This window comes from Aureimonas pseudogalii (genome assembly GCF_014196835.1).
GTDB classification, from domain to species: domain Bacteria; phylum Pseudomonadota; class Alphaproteobacteria; order Rhizobiales; family Rhizobiaceae; genus Aureimonas; species Aureimonas pseudogalii.
On sequence record NZ_JACIEK010000017.1, the window covers coordinates 1 to 12,896 of the forward strand.

Below are 12,896 nucleotides of genomic sequence, written 5' to 3' on the forward strand. Positions count from 1 at the left end.
GGCCATCAGGAGCTTTCGACATAGTCGTACTCATAGGCGGATGCCTATGCCTTATCGGCTATGCCACCTGTCCGGTCAAAACGGGGTGCGCTCCAGTATCCAAAACGAAGGGTGCCATTCTGGAAACACTCGGACTCCCATCCTCCGCCTCGCCCGAGCTTGATATAGAAGGCATTCTTGGGTCTGATCGTCATCTCGGTATCTCTTGAAACCTCGCCGCTAGGCCATGGAGCGACTGGGTTGCCGGTCATTCTCTGTGTCACGGTAGCAAGGCAAGGACGGTAGCGAAGCTAAGGAATGAACGATCGAGGAGCGAACGAAATGAAGAAATCGGCTTTTCGGTCTTCGCTCGATCGGATCGCGGCTTTGCCTGTGCGACGGCGGGAGAAGATCGAAGCCAGCGCAGTGACGGTTCTGAAGGACCTGAACCTTGGCCAACATTCGCAAAGCCTCGCACCGACCCCCGCACGAGCGCGCGACGATCGCCCTATCGCATTATCAAGCAAAAGCCGGGCGCAGGAGGACTCATCGCGGCGTCCAACGCGGAGAGAGAGCTAGGCTTCCATGCCGATCAAGCGGGAGCTACGCGGCTTCTATCCCATCGATTGGCGAGAGTTGTCCCACTCGATCCGGTTCCGGCGTGCCAAGGGCTCGTGCGAGCATTGCGGACGTCCCCATGCCCAGCTCGTCTGCGTCCTCGGCGACGGCCGCTGGTTCGACACCGACCTTGTAACGTGGCGCGACGGTAAGGGACGGCGTCTTCGAACCAATTTGCCGGCACCGGCGGATCTTCCGGAAGCCTTCGGGCACCGCTGGACGCTCGTTCGCCTCGCCTGTGCCCACCTGAACCACGATATCGCCGACAACGCGGCTTCCAATCTGGCAGCCCTCTGCCAACGCTGCCACATGATCCACGACCGGCCCCACCATCTGACACGGCGGCGTGTCACCTATCTCATGCGGCGCGCGATCGGTGATCTGTTCGACGGTTTGTACCGGTAGGCCAATCTGTACGGCTCACGACGTCGCCTTGCGGGGACGACCACCCTTTCGGCCATTCTCACGAGCGGCAGCGGCCTTTGCCACCGAGCGCGTCCGGCCTGCCTTCCCCGCGATGTACGCTGCCGTTCCGAACACACCCCCCATCAGGCCGGGAATGGTGAAGTCGACGTCCAACCGGTCCCACCGGAGCGCATAGCCATGCTCGATCTCGACGCTCGCCAGTTCGTCGTCCGTGGCGTTCTCCAGATCCTGCAACGTACGCGCCGGCAGCATGAACGTGGCACCGTTTGCAAAGTCGATCACGAGCCGACCTGAGCTGGGATCGAAACGGGCCGCTGTTGCCTCAGGGGCCGCAGTTCTGAGCTTTTCCCCACGCTCACGAGCGGCATCGATTTCGGCATCCGAGAGTTCATACACCATGGATCTCCCTCCATCGCTCCAGCAGCACCGTCTGGTTCTCGACCACGATCCCATAGGCCCGGCGGACTTCGGCCCGGTTCATGCCGCGTGTCCAGACAATCATCGGACGCCCTTCCGGCCCCAGAAGATCGATCTTCGCCATGCCGTCGCCCACGACGTGAACATGAGCCGGCGGATGATCGTCCTTGTAGATCCGGACTGATAGCCCGAGAGAACGCAGCACTGTAACCATGCGATCATATAAACCCATCATGATGGGTTTTCAACGAGTGGTGAGCGTAAGGGCCACCCCGACCGGAGCCCTCCATAGCGAAGGGAGGAGCGGCCCGGATCGCAGCCGCCCCCGTCGTCAGCTCAGGCGGCGACCCGCCGCTCGATCTCCGTGAGGAACGGCAGGTTGATCTGCCGGTAGAGCGGCAGTCGGCTGCGGACTTGGTCGTGAAGCGTGGGGCTCGGCTGCCGATCCGTGCGGATTAGCTACAGAACCTGGCCGGCATAGAACTGATCCTCGCCACACGACCTGGCGGGATCGATGATCCAGTTCTCAAGAGCCTCTACCAGCGCACCGTCTTCCCGTCGGTATTCGGGACGTCCGTCGTCCGGATCGATACCAAGGTTCCGACAGGCCATGCGATAGGCGGGCGTGTTCCAGCTGAAGCGCGGAGCATCCATGATTTCGCGAAAGAGGGGGAACGCGTCCCGGATCGCCTGACGCTCGGCACGCGGCGTCAGGGGCAGGGCAAGAATTTCCGGCAGCCCGGCGAGCAGGACGCATCGCATGGCGAACACATGCACCTCTCCCGCGTCCTCCAGCTCGAACACCGCCATGTCGCTGCCACGCGAACCCGCGATCGCTTCCAGGCCATCCTGATAAATGCGTTCCGGCAGAGCCTCCACATAGGCGCGTACCGTGATCGGCCCGCTGTTCGACCGCTCATGCAGGCGCCAGCTTTCGATCTGCCATTCGCCCGTCGCCGGATCGCGGCTCGCCCGATGCCGGCTCGACACCCAGCGCTGCCAGCCCGGACCCTGTTCCTCGTTCATGCCATCCTCCGTTGGAACACGGGACATCGTAGGTTGCAGATCCACGATATGCCAAGCGTACGGATTGTGCGGTACGCAGGACCTGACGGCCGTGGCGGAACTGCTCTCGTGCCGATCAGCGGCTACCGCTCGTACCCGCCGCGATCCCGATCCCTGTCGCGCTCGCGCTCCTGCTCGCGACTGCGTTCCCGCTCTTCCGGCGTGATCTGGCGAGCCTGCAACTCCGCCAGGCGCTCTTCGATCGATCGCTTGCGAACGGGCTCCGCGCCGGTCTCCCGCTCCTGTGACGGTTCGCGCTCCCTGGGGCCTTCCACGCGCTCACTAAGCGCCTCGATGCGCTCGGTAACGCTGAGCTTCGGCCTGTCGTCATTACGCCCCTCGGTGGGCCCTACATCGCGCGTTCTCAGCGCATCGAGACGCTGGGCAAGGGTCGGCCGCTCGCCTTCGCTTTCCTGCGCGCGTCCCATCGCCTGATCCCGCCCTGTCACCTCCGCGCGCTCTGGCGCCGGCATCGCTCGCTCACCCGCCGTGCGCTCGGCGGCGACCCGCTCCTGTGCCCGCGCCTCGAGGGCGGCGATGCGATCGGCAACCGACACGCGCTCGCTGGTAGGAACAGGCAGCGGTGGCTCACGAGCCGCTTCCCGGTCTTCGCGCATCTCCCGCACGAGGCGAGCCGTGTGGCTTTCCTTCGGGCCTTCCCGCTCGGCCGCGTCCGGCACGCGAATGGCCTGCCCCTCGCCCCCAAACAGCCGCTCCGCGCTTTCCATGCGCCGCCCCTCGACCTCGATCCCGCGACGCGTCGCGTAGTCCAGCGTCGTTTCCTTGGTGTTGGCGTGGCTGAGCCCGGTCACGAGTGCCTTCATGTCGGCGAAGTCGTCGCGGCCGACATGGAGCTGCACGCCGTCACGGTGACGGGTCATTGCGACATAGGCGAGATGACTGTCCATGCCGCCCGACGCCAGCACGTAGGACCGGTCCACGGTCGCCCCCTGGCTCTTGTGGATCGTCGTCGCGTAGCCGTGGTCGAACTTGTCGTACTCGGCGACCGGCACGGTCACGACGCGCCCCTTATCCTGCGCCTCCTGTCCCGGCCCCTGCGCCCCGTCCAGCCGGACGACGATCTCGCCGTCCCTGATCGCGCCGACGGTTCCCAGCATGCCGTTCTTCACCCCGAGATCCCGGTCGTTCTCCAGAAACAGGAACCGGTCGCCGATCGCGAAGACCCGCTCGCCGTCGTTCGTCCGGTAGGCGCGCTCATTCTCCAGCTCGCCGCGCTCTCGGCGCTCGTCCCGGATCGTCTCGTTCAGCTCGCGCACGTCAGCGCGCCGATGGGTCAGCACGAGCTGCGAGGCCTCCGGCTTCGCGTCGTGGTCCCGCATGACCGCGGCGACGATCGCGCCGCGTGCCGCCTCGCGTGTTTCCTCGAACCGGATGGCGCCATGCCCCTCATAGGCCGACAGCCCCTCGCTGACGCGCAAACGCGCGAAGTCATGGCTCGCCTCGCGCTGCCATCCTTCGCGCTGCCGGCGGACCTCCTCCAGCTCGGCAAAGCCGATATGCTCGGTGACGGCCCGGAAGGCCGCGCCCGCCTGGATCGGCTGCAGCTGCTGCGGATCGCCGACGAGCACGAGCTTCGCCCCGGCGCGGTCCGTCTCCTCGATGAAGCGGGCGAGCTGGCGCGACGAGACCATGCCCGCCTCGTCGATCACGAACACATCGCCTTTGCTCAACTGCCCACGTCCGTTCGCCCAGCCATATTCCCACGAGGCGAGCGTACGCGATGCAATCCCCGAACTCTCCTCCAGCCCCTCCGCCGCCTTACCAGCGAGCGCAGCGCCATGGACGCGGTAGCCCTGTGCCTCCCACGCCTCTCGCGCGCTCGTCAGCATCGTCGACTTGCCCGCCCCCGCCAGCCCGACCACCGCCGCGCATCGCTCTTCGCCGGTGACATGACGAACCGCCTCTCGCTGCTCCTCGGCCAACCAGGTCCGCGCTGCGAACGAGCGCTCGACATGCCGCCCCTCGACGCCGTGCCCGCCGCTCTCCGCCATGCGAACAGCGCGATCGACCATGCCGGCTTCCAGCTCGATCATTTCACGCGTCGAATAGCGTGCCAGTTCGGTGGCGTGCCCGTGTCGGTCCTGCGCCTCGCAGCGAAGCTCCACCAGCTCACCGCTCGCCATCACCTGCGCAAAGGCGTTCTGGAACTCCTGGGGATCGTCGATCGCACGATGCAACGCACGCGCCACGTCATGCCGATCGAACACGCTCTTCTCGCCGGTCACGAGATCGAGAACCTGCTCCGGCTTCTCACGGATCGACTGAACGTTCTGCCGGGCCGCGTCCTCTTCGAGACGAACCCGCGACACGTCCATGCCGCGCCGCTGCATCTCGGTCGCATGCACGCCCATGTGCTGCGTCGGCGCAATCTCCAGACCGCGCGCTTCGTGCGAGCGGTGATCGATCCGCTCATGGTGACCAGCTCGGGCCAGATGCTCGTTGGCGTGGTGCTCCCACGCCTGTCGCAGATCACGAAGCTGCATGTGCGAGGTCGGCAACCCTTCCGCCAGAAGCCGCGCATTGCGCCACTCGAACTGTGTCTTGTCGCCGAGCCCGGAAGACGTGACCTCCCTCGTCGTCATCAGGATGTGCGCATGATGATTACGAATGTCGGTTTCGCCCGAAGGCGAATGGATAGCGAAATCGACCGCCGCGCCGTAGCGGTCCGCGAGATCCTGCGAGAACGATCGCGCCAGATCGATCCGCTGTTCCGGTGTTAGCTCGTGCGGAAGCGCGACCTCGAACTCGCGGGCGACTCGGGCGTCCACCCGCTTCTCCGATCGCTCCACCGCATTCCACAACACGGACCGGTCAAGTGCCCATGCAGCATCGACACCAGCGGGCAACACGATCTCCGCATGTTCGATGCCGGATTTGGATCGGAAGTCGTGAACCCGTCCATCTGATGCGTTCACCAGCCGCTCGCCGGATCGATACGCTGCCGCTGCGACGGCACTACGTCCGGAGGAACGCGAGATCGGCTTCATCGAGCAGTGATAGATCGCCAATGGTCAAGCGGCTCCACGGAACGGCGGAAGCGGCGCGAGCGACTTCCCAATCGTCGGCAACGTGCCGCAGACCGGCTTGTCCCGCAAGCCGTAAGTGCGCTCTTACAACATTCTGACGAATGATTGTTGCGATCTGCAGCGTTTGAATTTGAACGGTTGGGATGGAGTTTGAGGGGTATGAGGAAGATGGGATGGAAGGGAGATGCGGGAGGAGAAGGATATGGAACTGATGGTGGTGAGGAGTGATGAGAATATGGAATGGTGACATGATGGAAGATGGCTGGAGTTTGAATGAGATTTGAGGAGATATTTGAAAGGATAGAACGGTGTTGTGAAACGAAAGCGGTTGGGTAAAGGAGGATGGAGGGGTTTCTCAAAAAGGGGGTGTGAGTCTTGGCGAAGCTGTCGATCGAGGAGCGGATTGCACAACTGGAAGCGCGTAAGCGGGCGTTGAAAGCAAGGCTGACGAAACATGATCGGGCGAAGGACACGAGACGCAAGGTGCTTCTTGGCGCGCTCGTGCTTCAGCAGCTGGAAGGGAACCGTGACGCGGAATTCAGACAGCGACTGGCTAGCTGGCTGAAGGGCGAGCTGCCGGGCTTCCTGACGCGCGAAGAGGACAGGAACCTGTTTCCGGAATTCATCACGCGCACAGTGAACACGTCTGGAGATGGGTCGGGCGGTTCCGCACCGGCGTCATCCGATCCGGAAACGCCATCGGCTTCCGACGAAAATGGCCGGGAAGGAAGCAGCGGCAGCGACGACGGACACGGTTCTCACTCGAACTGAAAGCCGTATCCATGTCGGACACGACCGAGAAAACCTTTTGGGAGAAGCGCACCGAGCCGACGATGATCGGCGCGACGCTCAGCTACTTTCTGCTTCCGCTGTATGCCCTCGTCTATCTGTCCGGGCGAAGCCGCGAGATGCAGGAGGCGCTGAACGAGCCCTATCGACGCTGGCTCTATGACTTTCTCGGCTGGATCGCGCCGATCGTCGAAGGCCGGTACCAGATTCCGCTCATACCGATCTACCGGTACTGGGCGTTCGGTCAGGGTGCCTGGATCGCGCTTGCCATCCCGCCCTTCCTGATCGCCGGGTTTCTTTGGTTCGTCGGCTTCAACATCATCACCGCCTTCTCCCGGCCGCCGATGTCGACCTCACACGGCTCGGGACGCTTCGCCACCAAGGCCGAACAGAAGCGCTTCCTGCGGGGATCGCGAACCGCTCTTCTCGTCGGCGCGTCAGCCAAGCGCGGCTTCTTCCATTACGACGGTCCCGAACACCTCCTGACCCTCGCACCGACGCGATCGGGCAAGGGCGCCTCGGTCATCATCCCGAACCTGCTCCATGCCGAGCGCAGCGTCATCGTCATCGACCCCAAGGGGGAGAACGTCCAGGTCACAGCGCGCCATCGCAAAACCTTCGGACACGTTCACGTCCTCGACCCCTTTAACGTCAGCGGTCAGGCCAACGCGTCCTTCAATCCGTTGGCCGGTCTGGATGCAGCCAATCCCGACTTCGTGGACGACGCCGCGACGCTGGCGGCGGCCCTCGTCGTCACGCCGCCTCAGTCCCGCGACCAGCACTTCGACGACGGCGCCCGATCGCTGCTGCGCGGTCTCATCATGCTGGTGGCCGCCGTCGAGATACCGGACCGACGCAACCTCGTGACGCTGCGCGACTACCTCACCTATCCCAGGGAGAAGTTCGCCGGGCTTCTGGAGATCATGGCCGAGATGACGGAGGCCGATGGCGCCATTGCCGCTGCGGCCAACGTGTTTCGCTCCAAGAACGACCGCGAGGCCGCCGCCATCCTCTCCACCGCGCAGGAGCAGACGAGCTTCCTCGACAGCCCCCAGCTGCGCGCCTCCCTCAAGACCTCGTCCTTCGAGTTCGGCGACCTGAAGACCGGGATCGCCTCCGTCTTCATCGTCCTGCCGCAGTCGCGCCTGGCCTCGCACGGGCGATGGGTGCGCCTGCTCGTCACTCGCGCGCTTCAGGACATCGAGCGGACGCGCGTGAAGCCCAAGGCTCCCGTCCTGTTCCTGCTCGACGAGTTCGCCTCCGTGGGCGACATGCCCGCCATCAAGACCGCCTTCGGCCTCATGGCCGGCTATGGCCTTCAGCTCTGGGCCTTCCTCCAGAACTGGGGCCAGCTCGAAGAGCTGTACGGCAAGGGCGCCCACACCTTCGTCGCCAATGCCGGCGTCTTCCAGACCTTCAACACCAACGACGAGCTGACCGCCCGCTACGTCTCCAACCTCTCCGGCGATACCACGCGAGCGGAGACCGCCGATCGATCGCGCTCGATCGGCGGCAAGCTCCTCACCCCGGAAGAGGTCATGCACCTCGGGCCGAACACCATCTTCCTCAAGCTCAAGGGCGTCCGGCCCTTCTTCGTCCGGAAAGTCCAGTACTGGACCCATCGACGGTTCAAGGGGCTGCACGATGCGTCGGATTTCAACTAGGACCGCCGCCACAAGGGAGATCCACCAGAGGGGCGACCATGCGAGCACCTGAGCGCCTGGATCACGATCTCGGTCGATGCCTTCGGCGCCTTCGCCAGGCACGAGACATCCCTCTCGCGACGTTCGCACAACGCATCGGCGTGAGCTGCGCCGACGCAGAAGCCTACGAAAATGGAACTCGCCCCATCCCGGTACGGGTTCTGCGACGCGCGGCCGACGTTCTGGGCGTGTCCGTGACCGATCTGTTCCGAGTTGATGCGGTGTACGACGCAGAGGTGTCCTCGACCGTTCATTAGATGGACGCTCGAATGCAGCGCGCGGAACTCAATAGAGCGCTCGATTGCAGCGTCACGGACCGCTTGCAGGAGCACAAACCCCGCACCCGTTTGCCGATGAGCGGGTATTACATACATCACCCAGAGACAGGCATGCGGGCCATCCCAAGAGCAAAAAGCCGTCCCGACGATCTCCGTTTCACACAGGAGATACAAAGCTTGGGTCCCATCAAGCAGTGGGGTGCCGGCGTCTCGCTACGCCTCTCAACCGGCATGTATGATAAGCCGGAATTATGTTTTCTCGAGATCCTAGTTGGCACCATAATTTTCGTGCATTGGCCTGCATTAGGATGGTGTCGTCGCAACGAGCACCGCGACGCCCGAAGGGACTTATGGACCGAGAAACGAACATCGTTGGAGCGCTTTCTCTCGTTTTGAGTGACGAGATCAAGAAGGCTGTGAACGAGGTCGTGGGAGCATCGGGGGAAACTGCCGCAGCTATCATCATGCTTGGTCCCAATGGAGGGCTTTCAGCTGGTGAGGTCGCGCAAGCACTAGCGATCACGCCTAGTGGAGTTGCCCGTCTGATCGACCGATTGGCAAATGATGGTCTTGTCGTTCGTAGATCCGGATTGGACCAGAGAGTCGTCGTTCTTGAGCTGACTATCGAAGGGCAACGATTACGGTCACTCGCGTTAGCGGCGAGAGAACGAGTGATAAAGAGATGCTTGCATGGTATCAGCGAATACGAGCTTAAGAATGCTTCGCCGATACTAGAGAGAATGATAAAGAATTTATTGGTTGATCAAAAATACTGCTACCGTTTTTGTAGAATGTGCGACGAAGGCGCGTGCGACCCGGATTGCCCAGTAGAAGAACACAAAAAATCATTCGTTGCTGACGACTGACCCAAATTCTGCTTTTCCGGTTTTGTAAGCCGCTGCAAAATAGGGCAGGCCATTGTCAAGGAACAGAGCCCAAAAGGCCGTCAGAATTTTCTTTGTGTGAGTCAAACAAATTTCGATCTCAGGCTTTTAGCGACTGAGCAGGGGCGCTTTGCCTCATCCAGCACTCGGTCGAATGAGGTTTGAAATGCCGTGCCCATTCTCCTCCAAAGCCGACATTCAAATTCCTTCCAACGCGGATATCCTCAAGACCTGGATGCGCAAGGACATCCCCTGCGTTCCGGGAAAAAGAGAGTTTTCCTCGGGACGCTACTTCATCGCTGAAATCCATGATCCCCGATCCATGACTGAAGCCTACGAACGTTTCGTACTGGCGCTGCAACGGCGCGAAACAGTTGCCGGCCTCTTCGTGATCTCCGAACAGGTATCCCTCGGCCACGAGGCATCAGCGAGTGACCAATTCCGGCAATGTGCCGAACTCATGCGTGAGATCTCTGATTTGCCGCCCGAAGCCCTCGCAAATGGCGGCCGTCTTGGCAAAACGGTTGAACTCGACTGCCCGGTAACAGGCGTCAGTCGCAGCTTCGACGACTTTGACGCGGTTGCCTTCGTGCCCCGATCACTGGATGAGAGCGATCCGCTTTATGATCCCATGATGGGAGCGCCAGTTTCTTGCATCAATTTCAGTTCCGATATCTACGCGTTTGCGATGTTCACCCGAGACATTGCCCTGCGCTTGAAAAAATCAGAGGTTTCGAACCTTGGTGCAGATGATCGCCGGGAGGTTTTCGCATATGCATCTAAGCAGTGGCAAATATTCGCTCGTGCAACAATCCGCAATTATATATCGATCACAAATATTCAAAAATGCCCTGTCTCATTATCAGATGATGACAGCGTTTGGAACGCCAACCATCAGGATCCTGCTTTCGCCGAGAACCATAAACAACAGTATGCTCACCATATGCCGCTTCTATATGCACCCCGCATCGTCACTGCTTGGGAACAATTTTTTGAAACAGGTTACATTGAGAACCAATCGGTGGAAACTATCACACCTTTTGGCTTCTCATCATCGTTGCAGTACGAGCAGGGGCTGCGGCTATGATTTGGTCTAAAACAGACAGGATCTCCGAAAAGCAAGATGATAGTTTTGGGATCGTTTTCATTAACTTGGGTTCGCTGTTAGCACAGATAGTCCAAATTGCGGGTTTCCCAACTCTACTTGCCTTAGCATTGTCACGCTTTGGCTACCCTTCGTGGGTCATCGGAGCCATTCTCGCATCGCAATGGTTGGTTGTTCTGCTTCTGGCACCCTTCGTACCAAAGCTGATGACGCGGTTTGGCGTTCGACTGGCTGCACAACTGGGATCAGCTCTTTCTGTCGTGGCTGTGCTTCTTCTCTTGATTCCCAATTCCGCGATCGTTTCAGGTCTGTCCGCCATCATGATGGGCGCTGGATTGACCGTTCGATGGGTCGTTTGTGACACCTGGATCGTTCAGTCGGTTCACGAGAAGGCTCGCGGCCGTGCGATCGGCATCCATGAGACTTTGATGGGACTGGGTTTGGCGGTCGGTCCCTTCATAACCATGCTGAGCAATGGCAACGAGACAGCAGCTGTAGCGATTTATAGCGCCATCCTTATCGCGTCGATAGTTTGCTTTTTTCGAGGCTCCATCGTGCCTGAAGGCGACATTGATGAGGCCAGTGGAATTTCTGGACAAATTAAGCAGGTATTTTGGATCCTACCGCTGGCATTGCTTGCGGCGCTTGCTGCCGGATACGTTGAAACGTCTATGGTATCCCTGATGCCTCTTTATCTCTTGAATTTCGAATATCCTGAAACCAACGCTCTTACTCTACTTAGCATATTTGGTCTTGGCGGCACCATACTCCAAGCTCCACTCGGTTGGATCGCCGATCGCTGGAGTTTTCGAGCTGCGCAGCTTTTATGTGTGGCCCTGATTATTATAGGTGGGACATCCATCATCACCCTGATTAACCTGCCGTGGGCAATCGCTGTTATCCTCTTTGTATGGGGGGGGTGCGTCGGAGGACTGAATACCCTCGCGGTGATCGAGGCAGGTTCGACGCTTCGACCGGAGTTGTCCGGCACGGGCATGGCAATGATCGCGTCAAGCTACACGCTAGGCGGTGTCATTGGGCCGGTTGTTTCTGGCGCTACCTTGAGTCATGGAAATGGTCATGGACCCATTATCGTGATCGTCGGTCTGATGGTTGCGTACAGTTTGACTCTCACTCTCTCACGCCGAAAGCGCTTTTGCGAGCCTCCGCAGAGCGCTGCTCCGCTATAGAACGGAACTGATAATTCTAATTCACCCGCTGGTCGGGGGCTCACGATCCGACGAATGCGTGTCCTGGCTTGCGACGACCGCCGGATTGGCGCAGAGATTTCTCGAGGCGTGGCAGAGCGGTCGATTGCGGGCGGCTCGCTCCTTCCGGAGTAGGCTCCGATGCCTCGGCATCTCACGGGTTCGAATCCCGTCGCCTCCCCTTTTCTGAAATCCTACGCTGATCGAATTTCACTCCCCTTTCTAACGAGTTGAAACGCATAGCGTACATTTCCAGACATCCGAGGATTGGTCTCCAAGAAGGCGGACCCGACGCTCATATCGCCCGGTGCTGCTTTCCAGTTTTCTACGGCGAGATGGAAGGCGTGTTCGGCTGTGGGCCAAAGACCAGCACCTTGAAGACCACGGATGGCCAAGACGCGTACCTCACGATCTCCGCTGTTGCCAGCGATCCTGCCGGGTTCGTGGAAGGGCGAGAGCGTGGGCGCGGCAAGCGTCAATTTTGGGCAGGAGCTCCAGCCGGGACCGCCTCGCCAGTCCATCGAGTTCACCTATGCCATCATGCCCGTGCGCCTCACGGGACCGGGGAGCAGCTTCGCCTGGCCCGGTATCCTTGCGATTTTCGTCCCCAACCCGCTGAAACCCGACAGGCCGGATGCGGGCACCCTCTCGTCGAACGGAGCGCTGCCGGCGCTGCACCTGACCCTCGACGTCACGCGGGTCCAGTTCTCCGATATGCTACCCTTCCTCGATGCCGAGCGGCTCAAGGAGTTCCACTTCACAGTGGAGGACCGTCGCGACGATGGCCATTGGCCGCTTCGCAGCTGGGGCATGGGGACGAGAGCGCCCGAGGCACCGCAGGATAGCCCTCCAAACGGGTGAGAGCGCCCACCCATGAAACGCCGCGTTCCGCCTTTCGCGGACATTTAACGGTCCCCCGTCATCCTGAAGCCAGTGAACGGAGAAGGACCGGATGTCGAAGCAGGCGATGATCGGGGTCCTCGTCTATGGTCTTGCGATCAACCTCGTCGCCTACGCCGCGATGGTGATGGACAAGGCCAAAGCGGAAAACCGTGTCCGGCGCATTCCCGAGGCGACGCTTCTCAGGCTGGCTTTTCTGGGCGGCAGTATCGGAACTGTCATTGCCCAGCAGACCATCCGTCACAAGACGCGCAAGGAGCCGTTCCGATCGAGGCTCATCGGCATCCTCCTGCTCCAGATCGTGGTGCTCATCGCACTGACGGTCGCGCTGATCGTGGCCGGTTCGCCCGAGGCGCTGTGGCGGCGTCTCACCTTGTGAGACCCATGGCGTCCGCTTGGGGTGAGAGCGTCACGGTCCCAGCCACCGCCGATCGACAAGGGAACGGCCGGGAAGAGCGGGCAAGCGAAGGCGATCAT

Annotated in this window: 13 protein-coding genes, 1 tRNA gene and 1 pseudogene; 10 read left to right on the forward strand and 5 right to left on the reverse strand. The window is 61.0% G+C overall.

Features of this window, described 5'->3' with window-relative positions:
- Positions 1 to 564: 564 nt before the first annotated feature.
- On the forward strand, positions 565 to 1,002 hold the full coding sequence (locus GGR04_RS20265; RefSeq protein ID WP_183201932.1) for a hypothetical protein: 438 nt from the start codon (positions 565 to 567) through the stop codon (positions 1,000 to 1,002).
- Positions 1,003 to 1,017: 15 nt separating this feature from the next.
- On the opposite strand, the gene GGR04_RS20270 is transcribed toward GGR04_RS20265, so the two are convergent.
- The 4 genes from GGR04_RS20270 to traA all read right to left on the reverse strand — a co-directional run bounded on the left by GGR04_RS20270 (position 1,018) and on the right by traA (position 5,534).
- On the reverse strand, positions 1,018 to 1,422 hold the full coding sequence (locus tag GGR04_RS20270) for a DUF2442 domain-containing protein (RefSeq protein ID WP_210291902.1): 405 nt from the start codon (positions 1,420 to 1,422) through the stop codon (positions 1,018 to 1,020).
- Positions 1,412 to 1,675, reverse strand: coding sequence for a DUF4160 domain-containing protein (locus GGR04_RS20275; RefSeq protein WP_246393466.1), 264 nt, complete (start codon positions 1,673 to 1,675; stop codon positions 1,412 to 1,414). The genes GGR04_RS20270 and GGR04_RS20275 overlap by 11 nt, the downstream gene beginning before the upstream one ends.
- A 224-nt stretch (positions 1,676 to 1,899) precedes the next feature.
- Positions 1,900 to 2,466, reverse strand: coding sequence for a hypothetical protein (locus GGR04_RS20280; protein WP_183201933.1), 567 nt, complete (start codon positions 2,464 to 2,466; stop codon positions 1,900 to 1,902).
- A 122-nt stretch (positions 2,467 to 2,588) separates the two neighbouring features.
- On the reverse strand, positions 2,589 to 5,534 hold the full coding sequence (gene traA, locus GGR04_RS20285; RefSeq protein ID WP_183201935.1) for a Ti-type conjugative transfer relaxase TraA: 2,946 nt from the start codon (positions 5,532 to 5,534) through the stop codon (positions 2,589 to 2,591).
- A 393-nt stretch (positions 5,535 to 5,927) separates the two neighbouring features.
- Here traA and GGR04_RS24480 point away from each other — a divergent pair, with 393 nt between their 5' ends.
- From GGR04_RS24480 to GGR04_RS24625, 3 genes are read left to right on the forward strand one after another with little or no spacing between them, the layout of a single operon-like run.
- Positions 5,928 to 6,323 carry a mobilization protein gene (locus GGR04_RS24480; protein WP_312857497.1) on the forward strand — a complete coding sequence of 132 codons (396 nt, stop codon included), beginning with the start codon at positions 5,928 to 5,930 and terminating at the stop codon, positions 6,321 to 6,323.
- Between the two features lie 11 nt (positions 6,324 to 6,334).
- On the forward strand, positions 6,335 to 8,005 hold the full coding sequence (locus tag GGR04_RS20295) for a type IV secretory system conjugative DNA transfer family protein (RefSeq protein ID WP_183201937.1): 1,671 nt from the start codon (positions 6,335 to 6,337) through the stop codon (positions 8,003 to 8,005).
- 38 nt (positions 8,006 to 8,043) lie between these two features.
- Complete coding sequence (locus GGR04_RS24625) at positions 8,044 to 8,301, forward strand: helix-turn-helix domain-containing protein (RefSeq protein WP_183201939.1); 258 nt, start codon at positions 8,044 to 8,046, stop codon at positions 8,299 to 8,301.
- A gap of 36 nt (positions 8,302 to 8,337) precedes the next feature.
- Here GGR04_RS24625 and GGR04_RS24630 read toward each other — a convergent pair.
- A pseudogene (locus GGR04_RS24630) lies at positions 8,338 to 8,496 on the reverse strand (GNAT family N-acetyltransferase); the annotation flags it as partial.
- A gap of 176 nt (positions 8,497 to 8,672) precedes the next feature.
- Here GGR04_RS24630 and GGR04_RS20310 point away from each other — a divergent pair.
- From GGR04_RS20310 to GGR04_RS20335, 6 genes are all read left to right on the forward strand, one after another.
- Positions 8,673 to 9,188, forward strand: coding sequence for a MarR family winged helix-turn-helix transcriptional regulator (locus GGR04_RS20310; RefSeq protein ID WP_183201941.1), 516 nt, complete (start codon positions 8,673 to 8,675; stop codon positions 9,186 to 9,188).
- A gap of 253 nt (positions 9,189 to 9,441) precedes the next feature.
- Complete coding sequence (locus GGR04_RS20315) at positions 9,442 to 10,293, forward strand: hypothetical protein (protein WP_183201943.1); 852 nt, start codon at positions 9,442 to 9,444, stop codon at positions 10,291 to 10,293.
- Positions 10,290 to 11,501, forward strand: a complete 1,212-nt coding sequence (locus tag GGR04_RS20320) for an MFS transporter (protein ID WP_183201945.1) — start codon at positions 10,290 to 10,292, stop codon at positions 11,499 to 11,501. The genes GGR04_RS20315 and GGR04_RS20320 overlap by 4 nt, the downstream gene beginning before the upstream one ends.
- A 103-nt stretch (positions 11,502 to 11,604) precedes the next feature.
- Positions 11,605 to 11,700 (forward strand) — tRNA-OTHER (locus tag GGR04_RS20325).
- A 206-nt stretch (positions 11,701 to 11,906) separates the two neighbouring features.
- Positions 11,907 to 12,380, forward strand: a complete 474-nt coding sequence (locus GGR04_RS20330) for a hypothetical protein (protein WP_246393468.1) — start codon at positions 11,907 to 11,909, stop codon at positions 12,378 to 12,380.
- 91 nt (positions 12,381 to 12,471) lie between these two features.
- Positions 12,472 to 12,798, forward strand: a complete 327-nt coding sequence (locus tag GGR04_RS20335; protein ID WP_183201947.1) for a DUF1294 domain-containing protein — start codon at positions 12,472 to 12,474, stop codon at positions 12,796 to 12,798.
- Positions 12,799 to 12,896 lie beyond the last annotated feature (98 nt).

What these genes read in the sequence shown, in the direction of transcription:
- GGR04_RS20280 (WP_183201933.1), bottom strand. Translation starts at nt 2,466, where the DNA reads ATGAACGAGGAACAGGGTCCGGGCTGGCAGCGCTGGGTGTCGAGCCGG.
- GGR04_RS20330 (WP_246393468.1), top strand. Translation starts at nt 11,907, where the DNA reads ATGGCCAAGACGCGTACCTCACGATCTCCGCTGTTGCCAGCGATCCTG.
- GGR04_RS20335 (WP_183201947.1), top strand. Translation starts at nt 12,472, where the DNA reads ATGTCGAAGCAGGCGATGATCGGGGTCCTCGTCTATGGTCTTGCGATC.
- GGR04_RS24625 (WP_183201939.1), top strand. Translation starts at nt 8,044, where the DNA reads ATGCGAGCACCTGAGCGCCTGGATCACGATCTCGGTCGATGCCTTCGG.
- GGR04_RS20270 (WP_210291902.1), bottom strand. Translation starts at nt 1,422, where the DNA reads ATGGTGTATGAACTCTCGGATGCCGAAATCGATGCCGCTCGTGAGCGT.
- GGR04_RS20320 (WP_183201945.1), top strand. Translation starts at nt 10,290, where the DNA reads ATGATTTGGTCTAAAACAGACAGGATCTCCGAAAAGCAAGATGATAGT.
- GGR04_RS20310 (WP_183201941.1), top strand. Translation starts at nt 8,673, where the DNA reads ATGGACCGAGAAACGAACATCGTTGGAGCGCTTTCTCTCGTTTTGAGT.
- GGR04_RS20265 (WP_183201932.1), top strand. Translation starts at nt 565, where the DNA reads ATGCCGATCAAGCGGGAGCTACGCGGCTTCTATCCCATCGATTGGCGA.
- GGR04_RS20275 (WP_246393466.1), bottom strand. Translation starts at nt 1,675, where the DNA reads ATGATGGGTTTATATGATCGCATGGTTACAGTGCTGCGTTCTCTCGGG.
- GGR04_RS20295 (WP_183201937.1), top strand. Translation starts at nt 6,335, where the DNA reads ATGTCGGACACGACCGAGAAAACCTTTTGGGAGAAGCGCACCGAGCCG.
- GGR04_RS20315 (WP_183201943.1), top strand. Translation starts at nt 9,442, where the DNA reads ATGCGCAAGGACATCCCCTGCGTTCCGGGAAAAAGAGAGTTTTCCTCG.